Source organism: Streptomyces sp. NPDC048751 (genome assembly GCF_043198595.1).
Lineage (GTDB): Bacteria > Actinomycetota > Actinomycetes > Streptomycetales > Streptomycetaceae > Streptomyces.
This window is the reverse complement of record NZ_JBICUX010000025.1, coordinates 56,844-70,554: the sequence shown is the minus strand read 5'-3', so window position 1 is coordinate 70,554 and position 13,711 is coordinate 56,844. Positions and strand designations below refer to the sequence as shown.

The 13,711-nt window shown below is 72.1% G+C and carries 15 protein-coding genes; 2 read left to right on the top strand and 13 right to left on the bottom strand.

The features are described 5' to 3' along the window. Positions 1–21 precede the first annotated feature (21 nt). The 8 genes from ppk2 to ACGFNV_RS43760 all read right to left on the bottom strand — a co-directional run bounded on the left by ppk2 (position 22) and on the right by ACGFNV_RS43760 (position 7,670). Entirely contained in the window at positions 22–825 is an 804-nt protein-coding gene (ppk2, locus tag ACGFNV_RS43795; protein ID WP_393630931.1) for a polyphosphate kinase 2, read from the bottom strand. A 77-nt stretch (positions 826–902) separates the two neighbouring features. Beyond that, the gene (locus ACGFNV_RS43790) at positions 903–1,406 is read right to left on the bottom strand and encodes a flavodoxin domain-containing protein (RefSeq protein ID WP_393630954.1); all 504 of its coding nucleotides are present in this window, start codon (positions 1,404–1,406) and stop codon (positions 903–905) included. Between the two features lie 397 nt (positions 1,407–1,803). Further along, complete coding sequence (locus ACGFNV_RS43785; protein ID WP_393630930.1) at positions 1,804–2,937, bottom strand: PP2C family protein-serine/threonine phosphatase; 1,134 nt, start codon at positions 2,935–2,937, stop codon at positions 1,804–1,806. Between the two features lie 93 nt (positions 2,938–3,030). Continuing rightward, positions 3,031–3,372 carry a hypothetical protein gene (locus ACGFNV_RS43780; protein ID WP_393630928.1) on the bottom strand — a complete coding sequence of 114 codons (342 nt, stop codon included), beginning with the start codon at positions 3,370–3,372 and terminating at the stop codon, positions 3,031–3,033. Positions 3,373–3,439: 67 nt separating this feature from the next. Beyond that, positions 3,440–3,964, bottom strand: coding sequence for a hypothetical protein (locus ACGFNV_RS43775; RefSeq protein WP_393630926.1), 525 nt, complete (start codon positions 3,962–3,964; stop codon positions 3,440–3,442). Between the two features lie 86 nt (positions 3,965–4,050). Beyond that, on the bottom strand, positions 4,051–4,770 hold the full coding sequence (locus tag ACGFNV_RS43770; protein ID WP_393630924.1) for a DinB family protein: 720 nt from the start codon (positions 4,768–4,770) through the stop codon (positions 4,051–4,053). A 51-nt stretch (positions 4,771–4,821) separates the two neighbouring features. Further along, positions 4,822–6,444, bottom strand: a complete 1,623-nt coding sequence (locus ACGFNV_RS43765; RefSeq protein WP_393630922.1) for an alpha/beta fold hydrolase — start codon at positions 6,442–6,444, stop codon at positions 4,822–4,824. Further along, positions 6,441–7,670: a serine hydrolase domain-containing protein gene (locus ACGFNV_RS43760; protein ID WP_393630920.1), complete on the bottom strand. Its 1,230-nt coding sequence runs from the start codon at positions 7,668–7,670 to the stop codon at positions 6,441–6,443. The genes ACGFNV_RS43765 and ACGFNV_RS43760 overlap by 4 nt, the downstream gene beginning before the upstream one ends. Before the next feature lie 183 nt (positions 7,671–7,853). Between ACGFNV_RS43760 and ACGFNV_RS43755 the strand changes: the two genes are divergently transcribed. Continuing rightward, complete coding sequence (locus tag ACGFNV_RS43755) at positions 7,854–8,375, top strand: winged helix-turn-helix domain-containing protein (protein ID WP_133932561.1); 522 nt, start codon at positions 7,854–7,856, stop codon at positions 8,373–8,375. Continuing rightward, on the top strand, positions 8,372–9,463 hold the full coding sequence (locus tag ACGFNV_RS43750; RefSeq protein ID WP_393630918.1) for a serine hydrolase domain-containing protein: 1,092 nt from the start codon (positions 8,372–8,374) through the stop codon (positions 9,461–9,463). Before ACGFNV_RS43755 ends, ACGFNV_RS43750 begins: the two co-directional genes overlap by 4 nt. Before the next feature lie 32 nt (positions 9,464–9,495). Here ACGFNV_RS43750 and ACGFNV_RS43745 read toward each other — a convergent pair whose 3' ends face one another. From ACGFNV_RS43745 to ACGFNV_RS43725, 5 genes are read right to left on the bottom strand one after another with little or no spacing between them, the layout of a single operon-like run. Continuing rightward, a complete protein-coding gene (locus tag ACGFNV_RS43745; RefSeq protein WP_393630916.1) occupies positions 9,496–10,071 on the bottom strand; it encodes a hypothetical protein in 576 nt (191 codons plus the stop codon). Beyond that, entirely contained in the window at positions 10,068–11,462 is a 1,395-nt protein-coding gene (locus ACGFNV_RS43740; protein WP_393630914.1) for a hypothetical protein, read from the bottom strand. The genes ACGFNV_RS43745 and ACGFNV_RS43740 overlap by 4 nt, the downstream gene beginning before the upstream one ends. Beyond that, positions 11,459–12,268 carry an ABC transporter ATP-binding protein gene (locus ACGFNV_RS43735; protein WP_393630952.1) on the bottom strand — a complete coding sequence of 270 codons (810 nt, stop codon included), beginning with the start codon at positions 12,266–12,268 and terminating at the stop codon, positions 11,459–11,461. The genes ACGFNV_RS43740 and ACGFNV_RS43735 overlap by 4 nt, the downstream gene beginning before the upstream one ends. A gap of 20 nt (positions 12,269–12,288) precedes the next feature. After that, the gene (locus ACGFNV_RS43730) at positions 12,289–13,107 is read right to left on the bottom strand and encodes a zf-HC2 domain-containing protein (protein ID WP_393630912.1); all 819 of its coding nucleotides are present in this window, start codon (positions 13,105–13,107) and stop codon (positions 12,289–12,291) included. Then, positions 13,104–13,664 (bottom strand): RNA polymerase sigma factor, encoded by a 561-nt coding sequence (locus ACGFNV_RS43725; protein WP_393630910.1) that lies wholly within the window; start codon positions 13,662–13,664, stop codon positions 13,104–13,106. The genes ACGFNV_RS43730 and ACGFNV_RS43725 overlap by 4 nt, the downstream gene beginning before the upstream one ends. Between the last annotated feature and the right edge of the window lie 47 nt (positions 13,665–13,711).

Below are 13,711 nucleotides of genomic sequence, written 5' to 3'. Positions count from 1 at the left end.
GACCCACGGTCCAGGACACCGTCACAGGCTGGTCGTGTGGTCGGGGACGTAGGTCTGCAGATCGCGTGGCGGGCGCTGGTAGCCGGTGGACGGGGGCCGCTCGGGGAGCTCCAGCACGGGTGGCGGCACCTCGTGGTACGGCACGGAGTCCAGGAGGTGCGCGATCATGTTCAGCCGGGCCCGGCGCTTGTCGTCGCTCTCGACGACGTACCACGGTGCCTCGGCGATGTCGGTGTGCACCTGCATCTCGTCCTTGGCGCGGGAGTAGGCCTCCCAGTGGGTGATGGACTCCAGGTCCATGGGCGACAGCTTCCAGCGTCTCAGGGGGTCCTCCAACCGCCGCCGGAAGCGTTCCTGCTGCTCGGTGTCGCTCACCGAGAACCAGTACTTGCGCAGCAGGATGCCCTCCTCGACCAGCATCCGTTCGAAGATCGGGCACTGGCGCAGGAAGCGCTGGTACTCCTCCTTCGTGCAGAAGCCCATGACATGCTCGACGCCGGCCCGGTTGTACCAGCTGCGGTCGAACAGCACGATCTCCCCGGCCGCCGGCAGGTGCGCGATGTACCGCTGGAAGTACCACTGGCCGCGTTCACGCTCGGTCGGCTTCGGCAGCGCCGCGATCCGGGCGGCGCGCGGGTTGAGGTGCTCGGCGATCCGCTGGATGGTGCCGCCCTTGCCGGCCGCGTCCCGCCCCTCGAAGATCACGATCAGCCGGGCGCCCTCCGCCCGCACCCATTCCTGGAGCTTCACCAGCTCGGTCTGAAGACGCAGCAGTTCCTTCTCGTACGTCTTGCGCGGCAGCTTCTCCGCGTTCTTGCCGGCCATGCCGCCTCCTCGGTCCGCCACGGCGTTCGACATCCGTGCTTGCACCGTACTGTCCGACCGGAGCCGCGGCCTCTCGGTCAGACGTCGGGACCCCTGAGGTCGTGGGCCACCGTGGCCGCCCAGGCGGCGATCTGCTCGAAGTCGCGGAAGTCGCCGCCCTTTCCGGAGTTGACGATCATCCGGGCGACGCGCCCCTTGACCTCACCTTCCAGACGCCCGCCGAACGTGATGTGCCCCCGGGCGTCGGTACGGTTCACCACGCGCCGCACCCCGGGCGCCGGCGGGATGTCCCGTTCGGACGCCGACGGGTCCAGCGGACCGCTGCTGAACAGCCACACCGGGCGCTCCGCCAGGGCCTTGCGGTGGCGGCGCGCGAAGCGGCGGGCGTCACGCTGCCAGCGGCCCGCGTACAGTCCGCCGCCGAGCACGACCGCGCCGTACGGCGTGACGTCGGCGACGCGGGCGGCGGACCGCACGTCCACCGTCAGCCCCTCCTTGCTCAGGACCTCACCGACGCGCTCGGCGATCTCGGCCGTCGAGCCGTTGGTCGATCCGTAGGCGACCAGCACCGTCTCGTTCATGGCGGGCACCTCCTCACGGCATGCGCACCTGGTTCCAGTGCACCACCTGGAGCCCGCGCCCGCAGGAAGGGCGCCCGACCGGGGCAGAAGCCCGGCAGGCGCCCTTCGCGGGGACGGCCGGAATGACGGGCCGAGGACGACGAGGTCCGGGGCGCAGTCCCGCGCGATGCGCAGCGCGCCGCGTCCGTCCTCCGCGGTGAAGGACCGCCACCCCGCCTCGCCCACGGCTGCGGACAGCAGCTCGGTGAGCCCGGGCTCGTCGTCGACCATCAGCACGTGGACCGTGCCGCCGCGGGTACCGGAAGCGCTGGACATGGGGCGACACTCTCTCGGCCGGCCGTGAGAGTCATGTGCGCTCGCTGGGTGCGCGCTGTGGGAAGCGTGACGTCCCGCTTTTTCAGAGGCGTGGTGCGCGGCGGACGGTCAGGACGGCGACGTCGTCGTGCCGGCCCCCGTGCCCCGCGAACGCGCGGGCGTCCTCGTACAGGGCGCGGGGCAGTTCGGTGGGGGAGAGGCCGAGGTGCTTCGCCAGGCGCTCGTCGACCGGGTAGAACGAGCCGTCGGCCGCACGGGTCTCGGTGAGGCCGTCGGTGCTCAGCAGCAGCGTGGCATCCTCCGGGAACTCGAACCAGCCCACGGTCGTGGGTTCGAGGGCGAGCGAGGCGAGCCCGAGGGGCACGCCTGGCTCCAACGGGGGCGTGGTGACGCCGCCCCCGTGCATCACGTGGGGCAGGATGTGCCCGCAGTTGACGGCCTGCACCTCCTCGGTGTGCGTGTCGATGCCGATGACGAGGGCGGTGACGAAGCGTTCGTCGTCGCCCGCGTGTTCGGCGTACGAGTTGTGGCGGACGACGGCGGCGTCCAGGGCGTCGACGAGCGCGGTGAGCGTGGGCTCGCGGTACGCCCCCTCGCGGAAGGCTCCGATGACGGCGAACGCCGTGCCCACGGCGGCCAGGCCCTTGCCCTGCACGTCTCCGATCAGGACCCGGGTGCCCCAGGGCGAGGCGACCACCTCGTAGATGTCGCCGCCGACGAGCCGATCCTCCTGCACGGGTTCATAGACACCGTTGACCAGGACGTCCTCGGTGACCAGGGGAAGGGGGTGCAGGATGTGCCGCTGCATCGCCGCGGCGGTGGAGCGCAGACGCAGCATCTCGTGCTCGCGCCTGACCCGCCGGTGGCAGGCGTAGACGGAGGTCACGGCCAGGGCGAGGGTGAGCAGGATCAACAGCGCGCGGTCGAGCCACCGGCCCTCGGCGACGTCCCGCACCAGCACGGTCGTGGTGACGAAGAGCGTGGTCCACGCGGCGACGAACGTCGTCTGCCGGACGGAGCACAGCGCCGACGCCGCCCCCGGCAGGAACACCAGAAGCCCCAGGAGCCACACCTCGGACCCGGACAGCACACCGAGGACCTCCACCAGGACCGTCACCGACAGCACGCCGGCGATCAGTTCGGTGTTGCGGGGAGGCTCGATGGCCTCGAAGGCTTCCGAGGCGTCGGACGGTCTCTTCCGACGACTACCGGTCATACGAACTCCCGGGCAGGTGGCGATCTCCTCGTACGATATGCAGATCCACCCACATGCCGGAGCCGCCCCGCCGAGCCGGACCTCCCCGGGCCCTCACGCGCCGTCGGCGGGGCGCTGCCGGAACACGTCGTTCATGATCTTCTCGGCCAGGTCGCCCCGGCCCTCCGCGGCCGTGGCCCGGAGCCACAGGAAGTAGTCGAGCGGCCTCTTCTCGGACTTCTGCTCGCCCTCCCAGTAGGCCGGTCGCCACCAGGTGCGCGGATAGCGGACCAGGTACGCGGTGCGTCCGCCGCCGGAGGTGACGTCGACGCGGTACCTGGTCGCGCTGTCGTGCCGTGGCAGTGTGCTGGGCCGTGGACCGGGACGGCTCGCGTAGAACGCGTCGCGCTCCTGCGTCGTGCAGCCACCGAGGCAGTCATGGATCACCAGGTCCACGCGGAAGCACGGCGGCTCGGCCCGCTGGAGCGCGCGGTCCTCCTGCCGCGGGAGGCGCTCGCCTCCCTCAGGTGCCGAGGTTCCGGACGGTCTCCCGCACCAGACGGTCACCCTTGGGCGCGTACCACGACGTGCACGACGACAGCTTGGCGACCGCCGCGCCCAGCCACTCGGGGTCACCGAGCCGGGCCAGTTCCTTGGCCTCGGTGAGCTGGTCGAACAGCGCCTTCAGCACAATGACGTGGCCGCCGGTGTAACGGCGCCGGTGATGCGTGTACCGCACCTTCCACGGCTCGTACGGATGGCGCCGGATGCCGTGCAGGGAGCAGCCGTCGCGGCCCATGTCGGCGCCGGGCTGGGCGGCCCCGATGATGCCTGCGGCGGGGCCGGCCTGCCACCTCCGGTACGCGGCGCGCACCCTCAGCTCCATCAACTGGGACCAATCGAGGGTGATCAGGGGTGCCACCTCCCCGTGCCGGCGGTGCTCCAGGCCCTCGGGCGTGAGCACGATGGACAGGCCGTCCTCACGCGCGGGGTCCCCGATCACCCACTGGTCGCCGAGCGGTTCCAACGGCCCCAGGTACTGTGTCACGGCCTCCCCCTCCGTCCCGCCGTCCTGAAGGGGAACGTAGTCGACGCCCGGCGAACGCCCACCAGCGGGACCGACGCGGCAGCGGGCTACCCGGTCGTGGTGAAGCGGGCCCGCCACAGATCGCGGAGCAGGGCGATCTCGGCCATGTGGTGGATGAATTCGAGGTTGGCGCCGGACAGCACGCCGGCGAAGGGGTGGTCGGCGTCGTTGCTGTACGGGTACTGGGAGAAGCCGACCGTGTCGAGCTGCTCGTCGGTGACGGTGGCAACGCTGTCGCGCCAGCGGTCGATCAGCGTCCAGAACCGGTCGAGCGTCAAGGAGGCGGAGGGGGTGAAGTCGACGAGCAGCTTCGGTTCCTGCCGCCGTTCACCGAAGGTCCACTCCCACTGGCCCGCGAAGTGGAAGTGCAGGTGCCCCAGGCGCCACGCGATGGTCGTGATCGGCGGTTCGTCGGGCTCCGGCGCACCGGTGTGGGCGAGGACCTGCTCGACCCGCTCGACACTCACGCTCCAGTCGTCGGCGATCCTGTCGACGGTCATACCACCGGCGGCCTGCCGGGCGACCTCGGCGTACTCGCTCGCCGGGATGTCAGGGGCGCCCTGGTCGAGCACCCACTCGCCCGGCCCGAACGCCCTGGGCGTCGTCGCCTCGCCCCGACGCCGGATCGACCAGCAACCGGGCGCCGGCTCCCACAGGTACTCCTCGTCGCTGAGCCCCGTCAGCCGTACCTGGGCCATCTCCCTGGCGTGGTCGAACTGGTTGAGCAGCAAGCCCAGCCGGTCGGTTCGTGCGCCCTCGGTCTCCATGCCGGTTCCCTTCGCGGTCGCATCCGGTAACGCCACTGCCTCAGGCGGAAGTTAATGGCCTGCCTCACTGGGCGCGACCGATTTCTCGGGCTTGGCCCCCTTCCCCCTGTCGCAGGTGACGTCCGTGGACGGCAGGTGGCCGGTGGTGAGGTAGGTGTTGACGGTCGTGTCGACGCAGGTGCTGCCGGCGACGCCGTACACGGCGTGCTGGTCGGCGCCGCTGAGAGTGACCAGTCGGGAGGAGCGCCACATGTGGCGTACGGTCAGCGCGCTCTGGTAGGTGCTGCGGGGGTCGCCCGTCGCGTTGACGAGCAGGGCCGGCAGATCGCCGCGGACCGTGGTCGGGCGCTCGCGCGGCGGGTCCCAGAACGCGCACGGTCCGATGTTGTGGGTGACGGGACCGAACAACGCGTCCCGCGTACGCGCGCGTTGCACATCGCGCCAGTACGTCTCCGGGTCGCGCGGCGCGGCCACGTCGCCGCACAGGATCGCCGACTGGGCACTGCCGTAGGAGGAGTCGGATCCGCTCAGCAGGAAGTCGAGCACGCCGGCCAGGCCCGGCGAGGGGGTGACCGCGTGGCCTTCGGCGGCCCGCCGCATGTCCCGCACGGCCTGCGCGAGATCGGCGTACGCCACGTCGTTGTCCTGCGAGAGACCGTTGAAGACGACGACGGGTACCACCTGCTCGTTCACCCGGTGGTCGCCCATCAGCAGGGGTGCGCGTCCGGCCGCCGCCTGGATCCGGTCCACGACCGCCAGCACCGCGCTCCGCGTGCGCCCCAGACCGTAGGTGGTGTCACGGGCGGCGGCCCAGGCGGCCCAACCCTCCAGGGCATGCCGGTTGGCCTGCTCCGTGCCCCGCAGCAGCCGGGGGTTGTAGCGGTCGGGAGCGACGACGCCGTCGAGCACGACCCGGTCGGTGCGGCCGGGGAACATCGTGGCGTACACCTGGCCGAGGTAGGTCCCGTACGAGTAGCCGAGGTAGGAGATCCGGCGCTCGCCGAGCGCGGCGCGGACGACGTCCATGTCGCGCGCGGTGTTGCGCGTAGTGGCATGGGGCAGTACGTCGCCCTCGTACGTCCGGCAGCGTCGGGCGAGTTCCTCGGCGAACACCGCCCCGCGGTCGAACCCGGCACGGTCGCTCCCCGCCCCGCGTATGAACGAACCGGTGGGCCAGTGACAGTCCAACGGTGTGCTGCGGCCGACGAATCGAGGGTCCACGCCCACCACGTCGTAGCGCTCACCGACCTGCCGCATCGCCGCGCGCACCCACGGCGGGTCGCCGATCGTCTGACCGCCGGGGCCACCGCCGTTGAGGAGCAGCGCGCCGACGCGATGGGCCGTGTCGGTGGCCCGGATCCGCGAGATCGCGACGGTGATCGTACGCCCGTCCGGGTCGTCGTAGTTCAACGGGACGGTGACGTCGGCGCATTGGGCGCCCGCCTGCTGGAGTTCCTTGCCGGTTTCGTCGTCGGGGCCGAGCAGGCAGCTCTTCCAGGTGAGGGGTTGGTGGTGGTAGCGGGCGAGCGGGTCCCCGGCCGTGCGTGCGGGTTCGGCCGAGGCGGGCGGCCCGGCGAGGGTGAGGGCCCCGACGAGGCACAGGGCGGCCCCTGCCGCGGTGCGCGCCACGCGGGCAGCGGGGGACAGGGCGGTGGGGCGGGTGGAGCCGGTCACGCGGGAGTCCTTTCGGAGGGCTTGCCCTGAGGGCAGAGGGACTTGTCGACGAGGTCCAGGAAGGCGTGCTCGGCCTGGAGGGAGGCGGGCACCTGGTTCAGGGCGACGGCGACACCACGGCCGTCGGGTCCTACGGCGACCAGGGCCCGGTGACCGCCGGGTACCGTTCCGCCGTGCCCCCACCACGTTCCGCCGCAGGACAGCGGTGAGGAGATCAGGCCCAGCCCGTAGCGGGCGCCGGGCCACAGCCGGTCGGGATCGGCGTCCACCGTCCGCCGCATCTCGGCCAGTTGGGCGGCGGGCAACAGCCGGCCGTCGAACAGGGCGGAGGCGAACCGCGTCAGGTCGGCCGGTGTCGAGACCAGGGCGCCGCCGACCCCGCCGAAGGTCATGTTCCAGGCGGTGCCGTCGACGCGGCGACCGTCGTCGGAGGTGAAGTAGCTGCGGGAGTGCGGTCCATGGACCCGTGTGCCGTCGCCGGGCCAGTAGGTGTCGTGCAGCCCGAGGGGTTCGATGACGCGGCGGGTGATCTCCGCCTCGGGGGTACGGCCGGTGACCTCGCGGACGATCAGGCCGAGGAGGAGGTAGTTGGTGGTGGCGTAATGCCAGGTGCTCTGCGGGCGAGGCAGCGCGAGGGCGCTCGTGACGAGGTCGCGTGGCTCGAAGTGCCGATACCGCAACTGCTCGGGGTGCTCCCATTCGGGAGCGTCGAGGTAGTCGGGCAACCCGCTGGTGTGCTGCAGGAGTTGCCGCACGGTGATCCGGCGGCCGTCGTAGCCGTGCCCCCGTACCAGCCCGGGCAGGTGGCGGTCGACGGGGTCCTCGAGCGAGAGGCGGCCCTCGGCGACGAGTTGCAGGACGAGCGTCGCGGTGAAGGTCTTGGTCACGCTGCCGACGCGCAGCCGGTCGGCGGCGTTCATACGGCGTCCGGTACGAAGGTCCGCCGTTCCGGCGGCCTCGGCCCGGCGCCCGCAGGGCCCCTTCACGGTGGGGTCGGCCACCAGGACCGCGGCACCGGCGATCCCCTCGCGGTCGGTGAGCTCGTGCAGCGCCCGGCGGACCTCGTCGTGCGTACCGCAGTCGACGGAGGAACGGGGGGCCGACACCTGCGCGGTCGCCACCCCCGGGCAGGAGGACAGCACCAAGGCCGCCGCGAGAACCGCGAGGCCGGTGCGCCCGCGCCGGACTCCAGGGCCGGGCCTGGAGGTCGATAAGAAGGTCAGCATGCGAGACACGCTAGGGACGGACCGCCGCGTGATCACTCCGGCAGACATGTGCTTCGGAGGGGAGGACGGCCCCAGCACAGAACAGGGAGCGAACCCCCTCGACGGCCGGATGTTTCCTTGGTAGGAGCGAGGCTGCCTCCAGAGACTTGCTCTGTTATTCCGGAATAACGTAACGTCTGCCTCATGGCTGACGAGTCGCTCGCGGAGCGAGTCGCCGCGCTCGAAGAACGGGTGTCGCGACTGGAGTCGGGACCGGACACGGCGTCGCGGAAAGACGTGTTCTGGGCACTTGAAGGGCTGCGCCGACGGCTCACGGGCGACGGGCAGGTGCTCTTCACCGGCGCACTGGACCTGCCCACGGGCGAACACTACGAATGGCAGCAAGGCGCGGCGGCGGAGCAACTGCTCGAAGCCGACTGGGCGGATCACGCCGCGCCGTACGCCGCCCTGGGGCACCCCGTGCGGCTCACCCTGCTGCGCGCTGTGCTGCGAGGAACCCGGTCCGCGGCCGAGTTGCAGGAGACAGCCGGACTGAACACCACCGGACAGCTCTACCACCACCTCAAACAGCTCACCGCCACCGGCTGGCTCCAGGCCGAGGGGCGCGGGCACTACCAGGTGCCCGCGGGCAGAGTGGTGCCGCTGCTCGTGCTGTTGTCCGCGGTGGTACCGGCACCGAACCCGACGACAAGGAGTGGTACATGAACCGACGTAAGTTCCTGGGCGCGGCGGCAGCCGGGGCCGGTGTGGCGCTGTTACCCCTGGACGCCACGGCGGCCGAGGGCGACCTGGCCGCACGGGTGCGGCCCTATCTCGACCGTGCTCTGGCCGCGGGCAGCCCGAGCGTGGTGTGCGGAGTGATCCGTGGGGCACACGCCTACGCGGTGGGCGCCTCCCAGGACGGCCCCGCACCGGACGGCCGCACGGTGTTCCAGCTCGGCTCGATCGGCAAGACCCTCACCGCCACGGCTCTCGCCCGCGCGGTGTGCGCGGGCACAACCCGCCTCGACGCGCCGCTCGTTCTTCCCCCCAGGTTCCGCATCCCGAGCAAGGGCTCTCGGCGGATCACCCTGGTCGACCTCGCGACCCACACCTCCGGTCTGCCCTCGTTGCCGCCGAACCTCCTGGCGGAGGCGGACCCCTACGACCCGTACGCGCACTACACGCTGGACGACCTGGCCGTCGGCCTCGCCGAGACGACCCTGAGCACCGAGCCGGGCAGCGCCTACCAGTACGCGAACCTCGGGTTCGGACTGCTCGCCCAGGCACTGGCCTTCGACGACGTGGACGAGATGCTGCGGCGCCGTGTGACAGCGCCGCTCCGTCTGACCGACACGACGACGACCCTGAGGCCGGACATGGCCTCCCGCAAGGCCGTCGGACATCTCGCCGGGGATCCCGTCCCCGACTGGCACGACCACGTCCTCAGCGGCGCGGGCTCCTCCCTCTACAGCACCGCCGACGACATGCTCCGCTACCTGCGCGCACAACTGCGCCCGGAGCGCTCGCCGTTGCGGGACGCGATCGAACTGGCCCAGCGCCCTCACTTCACCGTCGACCAGGACCTGCGGGTCGGGCTCGGCTGGCACCTCAGCACCCTGTCCGGTGGGCGCACGATGACCTGGCACAACGGCGGCACCGGTGGATTCAGCACGTGTGCGGCGTTCAGCAGGCGGAGCACGACGGCGGTGGTCATGATGGTCAACACCTTCAGCGAAGAACAGCCGGACACCCACCTCCGCCCGGTCGACGCGCTGACCTTCGCCCTGTTCGAGGAACTCGACGGAGCCTGAGCCTTGGTGGTTCGAGCCCTGTGCGGGACCGGCTACCGCCTCGGTCCCGCGACGGCGTAGGCCGTGGTGCCGGCGAGCATGAGGACCAGGGCCGTCCAAGTGCCCGCCGGTGTGCCGGGCGGCAGGAGCATCCAGGTCGCCACCCGCATCGGCGCACTCGTCGGAGGTGGGGCGAAGAACGAGAACGAGAGCCAGGCGAACGGCAGCGTCCACGCGTACTGGCCGCCCGAGAGCGCCGCGCCCAGGGCGACCAGTCCCATCAGGCCCGCACTGTCCCGGACGAGGAACGTGGTGGTGGCCAGGTCCGCGCCCAGTGTCTGCACTGTCAGCAGCACCATGCAGACGACCGCGCCGGCGAGCAGCACGTGCGCCGCTCGGCGGGGTACCCAGCGGATCGCGGCCGTCCGGTCCAGCGCGAGGTCCTGCCCGCCGAGTCCGACCGAGGCCGCCATCGCCCCCGCGGCAAGGGCGAGCACGGGCAGCCGCGGATCACCGGGCCCCTCGCCCCCGCCCCGGGCGAGTGCCCCCACCGTCATCGCGCTGATCAGCACCGCGGCGAGGGACGCGGGTACCTGACGCGAACGCGCATACAGGGTCAGCCATCTCACCGGGGCGCACCGCCCTTCAGCGTTTCGTACGCGTCGCCCTCGCAGGAGAACGCGGCGGCGCGCATCGCGTTGATCCGCGAGAGCTGCTCGGCCCGCGGAAGCGCCATGAGTCTCTTCCACAACGGGCGGATCTCGGCGTCGGCCTCACGGCGGAAACCGCTCGGCATGGTGCCGGGCAGCAACCTGAGGTCCCCGAGGACCCAGCCCGCCGCGAGGGTCTGCGCGTAGGTGTCACCCCCCACGCTGCTCCAGCCGACCGGGGCACACCCCGGCACCATGCCCTTGGCGACCAGGGCCCGGGTCAGCTCCTCGCCCCGCACGGCGGTGATCATCTCGTCGTCGAAGTCGAAGAGCACGGTCTTGCGGGACCACTGCGGCGAGGCGCCCTCCGGCAGTACGGCGGTGTTCTCCCGGACCGAGACAGGTGCCCGGCCGCCCAAGGCGCTGTGCAACTGGCGCAGCGCTTCCTTGCCGGGGCCCGCCAGTTCGGCGAGTCGCTCCTGGTGCGTCCTGGTCACACACACCGGGCCGTCGCACACCAGCTCCGCGGCGGCCTTGTCGACGACGTACATCCGGCGCGGGTCGGAGGGAAGGACGAGCAGCGCGAGCACCGCGCCCGCCACGACGGGCGTCAGGGCGATCAGCCGGGCCCTCGGGGCCGCGGCGACCAGCAGCGCGAAGCCGGTCGCGGCCAGGCCGAGCAGCCAGATCGTCTGCCCGGCGTGCACGGACGCGGAGAGCGTGACGAACACACCGCGCACCTCCACCGTGGGTGACAGCAGGGAGACCCGGTTCGGCTCGGTGTGCGTGATCCCCATCGCCATGGCCGTCTCCGTCCGGCCCAGGGACGTGTGCATGAGGACCGTGAACACGAAGGCACCCATGGCCAGCAGCGGCGGGGTGAGCGCGGACGGCAGGGCCCGCCCGGCCCCCATGCCCAGCACCGCACCCGCGACGAGGAAGAGTGCCCCCACCAGTGAGATCGGCAGCCACCCGAGGTGCGTGTACTCGGTGTGGGCGAGCACCTGCACCGCGCCCACCAGGACGAGGAGCGCGAAGGCCGAGGCCAGGGTGAGCGCCGTCGAGCCCGCCATGGTGGCGGCGCGGTGCCAGGCGGGACGCGCGGTGGTCGCCAGCAGCTCGGACATCTTCGAGCGGTGGTCGCGCAGGCCCTGCAGCGCCCCGAGCCCCACGGCGAGCGGCCACAGGTAGAACAGCAGTGCGCGGGTCCACAGGGCCAGGGGCGTCCACTGGGCCGTCCACGCCGTGGTCCCCCTCCACCACTCGGCGTTCACCACGTACAGGAACGCCAGCGCGCCCACCAGGACCACGGCGCCGGCCCACGGGGCGACGGAGCGCCTCAGCTCGATGCGCAGGACGCGGATGTTCACCAAGTTCCCCTTCCCCGCTCGGGGTTGAGCAGCAGCGCTGAGTAGCCGCGTTCCAGCGGGCTGTCGCCCACGTGCTCGGGGCCGCCCGCCGCCGCCAACTCGTCCGGGGTGCCCTGGAAGACCAGCCGGCCCTGTGCGAAGAGCACCACGTCGCCGCAGGCGGCGGCCACGTCCTCCACGAGATGGGTCGAGACGAGCACGCAGGCGTCCTGGCCCAGCTCCAGCAGCAGCTCGCGAAAGCGCAGCCTCTGCGCCGGATCCAGGCCGACCGTCGGCTCGTCCAGCAGCAGGATCGACGGGTCGTTGACGATGGCCTGGGCGATGCCCACCCGCCGCACCATGCCGCCGGACAGGGTCTTCATCCGCTGGTCGGCACGGTCGGCCAGGCCCACCCGTTCCACGGCGCGCTGCACCGCCGCGGGGATGTCCGCCTTGGGCACCTCCTTCAGCCACGCCATGTACTCGACGAACTCGCGGACCGTGAAGCGCTTGTAGTAGCCGAACTCCTGTGGCAGGTAACCGATCCGGCGACGCAGCGCACGGTGCTCGCCCATCCCGCCCACGGACTCGCCGAGCAGTTCCAGGGTGCCCTCGGCGGGGCGCAGCACGGTGGCCAGCGCCCGGATGAGGGTGGTCTTGCCCGCCCCGTTGGGGCCGAGGAGGCCGTGTACGCCGGTGCCCAGTGACAGGTCGAGCCCGTCGACGGCCATCCGGTTCCTGCCGACCCTGACCTTCAGCCCGGTGGCCCGGATCTCCCAGGCGTAGGGCGTCGGTGCGATGTCGGCCGCGCTCACCGCGGGCACCATGTGGTGTTCCTTTCCGATGGTCAACGATGGGCTCCCAGGACGGAGTACGCGCCCCTGCGGGCGATCACGACACCGATGCCGAGCGCGAGGACGAGGCCCCACACGGGCAGACCCTCCGTCCGCAGGGCGAAGGTCGTACGGCCGGCGGCCAGGGTCGGCGTCACGACCACGGCGGCCCACCCGGCCACCAGCCAGGCGGCGGCGCGGGTCACGCCGACGACACCGCCGAGCGCCAGGGTCGTCGAGGTGAAGGCCAGACAGGGCAGCAGCCATTGCGCGGCCGCCACCCCCGTCGCCCATCCGCACAGCAGCAGCGCGGGGACGACCACGGCGAGCACGGACGCGGTACGCCGCAGCACCAGATACAGCCCCGCCCTCGGCACGGAGGCCGTCAGCTCGTACGCCGGGTCCAGACCGCGCGACCACGAGGCCGCGACGCCGAGCACGGGCAGGACCGGGGCGAGCAGCAGCACCAGCGACACCTCGCCGGAGCCGCTGTCGGCCAGGTCGAGCAGCAACGCGAGCAGTGTCACGCCCACGACCATGGCCAGCCACGGCACCATCACCGGTGTCATCCACCCCGACAGCCGCGACGACCAGCGTCGTCGAGGCGGCATCGGGGCGGTGCCGGCGAGCAGGGGTTCGAGGTCGGACCACACGGTGCCGACCAGTGCCGCGACGGCGGGCGCCTGTGCCGTGACGGAGGCCGACAGCCGGTCACGGCAGACCCGGCACGCCTCCAGATGGGCCTCCAGGGCCCACATCTCGTCGGCGGCGAGGTCCGTGTCGCCGCGCGCGTAACCGTCGATGATCCGAACCGACGCGTGTTCCCCGCTCATGCCAGCGCCCTCCGCATCTCGAGCCGGGCCCGGCGGGCCCGCGTCTTGACCGTGCCCTCGGGCAGTCCCAGCAGGACCGAGGTCTCCCGGACGGACAGCCCGTCGAGCACCATGGCCTGCAGTACGTCTCTGAGCTCCGGTGCGAGGCGCCGCAGCGCGTCGCCGACCTCACCGCCGACGGTCGCCGCGAGCGCCTCCTCCTCGGCGGCGGGCGCCAGCGGCCGCGGGGCGGCCGCGAGCGGCGGCTCGGCGTGGTGGGCCCTGCGCCGGAACGCGTCGACGAGCCGGCGCGCCGCGATCGTCCACAACCAGCCGACGGCGCTTCCCCCGGCCGCGGTCCCGATGAACACACCCGCCGCGCGCCACACCGCCAGATACGTCTCCTGCATGACCTCGGCGACGATCTGCTCGTCCGCACAGCGGCGCCGCAAGCGCACCGCCAGCCACGGCGACGTACGCCGGTACAACTCCTCGAACGCGGCCCGGTCACCTCTGGCCACCAGCCGGACGAGACGCTCCTCGTCCAGCTCGCCCGGTGCCTTCCTGACTGATCTCACACCCGCTAGACGCCGAGCACGGCCGTCAGGTTTTCCGCTTGGCGTGA

What these genes read in the sequence shown, in the direction of transcription:
- ACGFNV_RS43755 (WP_133932561.1), top strand. Translation starts at nt 7,854, where the DNA reads ATGGCTGACGAGTCGCTCGCGGAGCGAGTCGCCGCGCTCGAAGAACGG.
- ACGFNV_RS43750 (WP_393630918.1), top strand. Translation starts at nt 8,372, where the DNA reads ATGAACCGACGTAAGTTCCTGGGCGCGGCGGCAGCCGGGGCCGGTGTG.
- ACGFNV_RS43790 (WP_393630954.1), bottom strand. Translation starts at nt 1,406, where the DNA reads ATGAACGAGACGGTGCTGGTCGCCTACGGATCGACCAACGGCTCGACG.
- ACGFNV_RS43730 (WP_393630912.1), bottom strand. Translation starts at nt 13,107, where the DNA reads ATGAGCGGGGAACACGCGTCGGTTCGGATCATCGACGGTTACGCGCGC.
- ppk2 (WP_393630931.1), bottom strand. Translation starts at nt 825, where the DNA reads ATGGCCGGCAAGAACGCGGAGAAGCTGCCGCGCAAGACGTACGAGAAG.
- ACGFNV_RS43760 (WP_393630920.1), bottom strand. Translation starts at nt 7,670, where the DNA reads ATGCTGACCTTCTTATCGACCTCCAGGCCCGGCCCTGGAGTCCGGCGC.
- ACGFNV_RS43735 (WP_393630952.1), bottom strand. Translation starts at nt 12,268, where the DNA reads ATGGTGCCCGCGGTGAGCGCGGCCGACATCGCACCGACGCCCTACGCC.
- ACGFNV_RS43785 (WP_393630930.1), bottom strand. Translation starts at nt 2,937, where the DNA reads ATGACCGGTAGTCGTCGGAAGAGACCGTCCGACGCCTCGGAAGCCTTC.
- ACGFNV_RS43770 (WP_393630924.1), bottom strand. Translation starts at nt 4,770, where the DNA reads ATGGAGACCGAGGGCGCACGAACCGACCGGCTGGGCTTGCTGCTCAAC.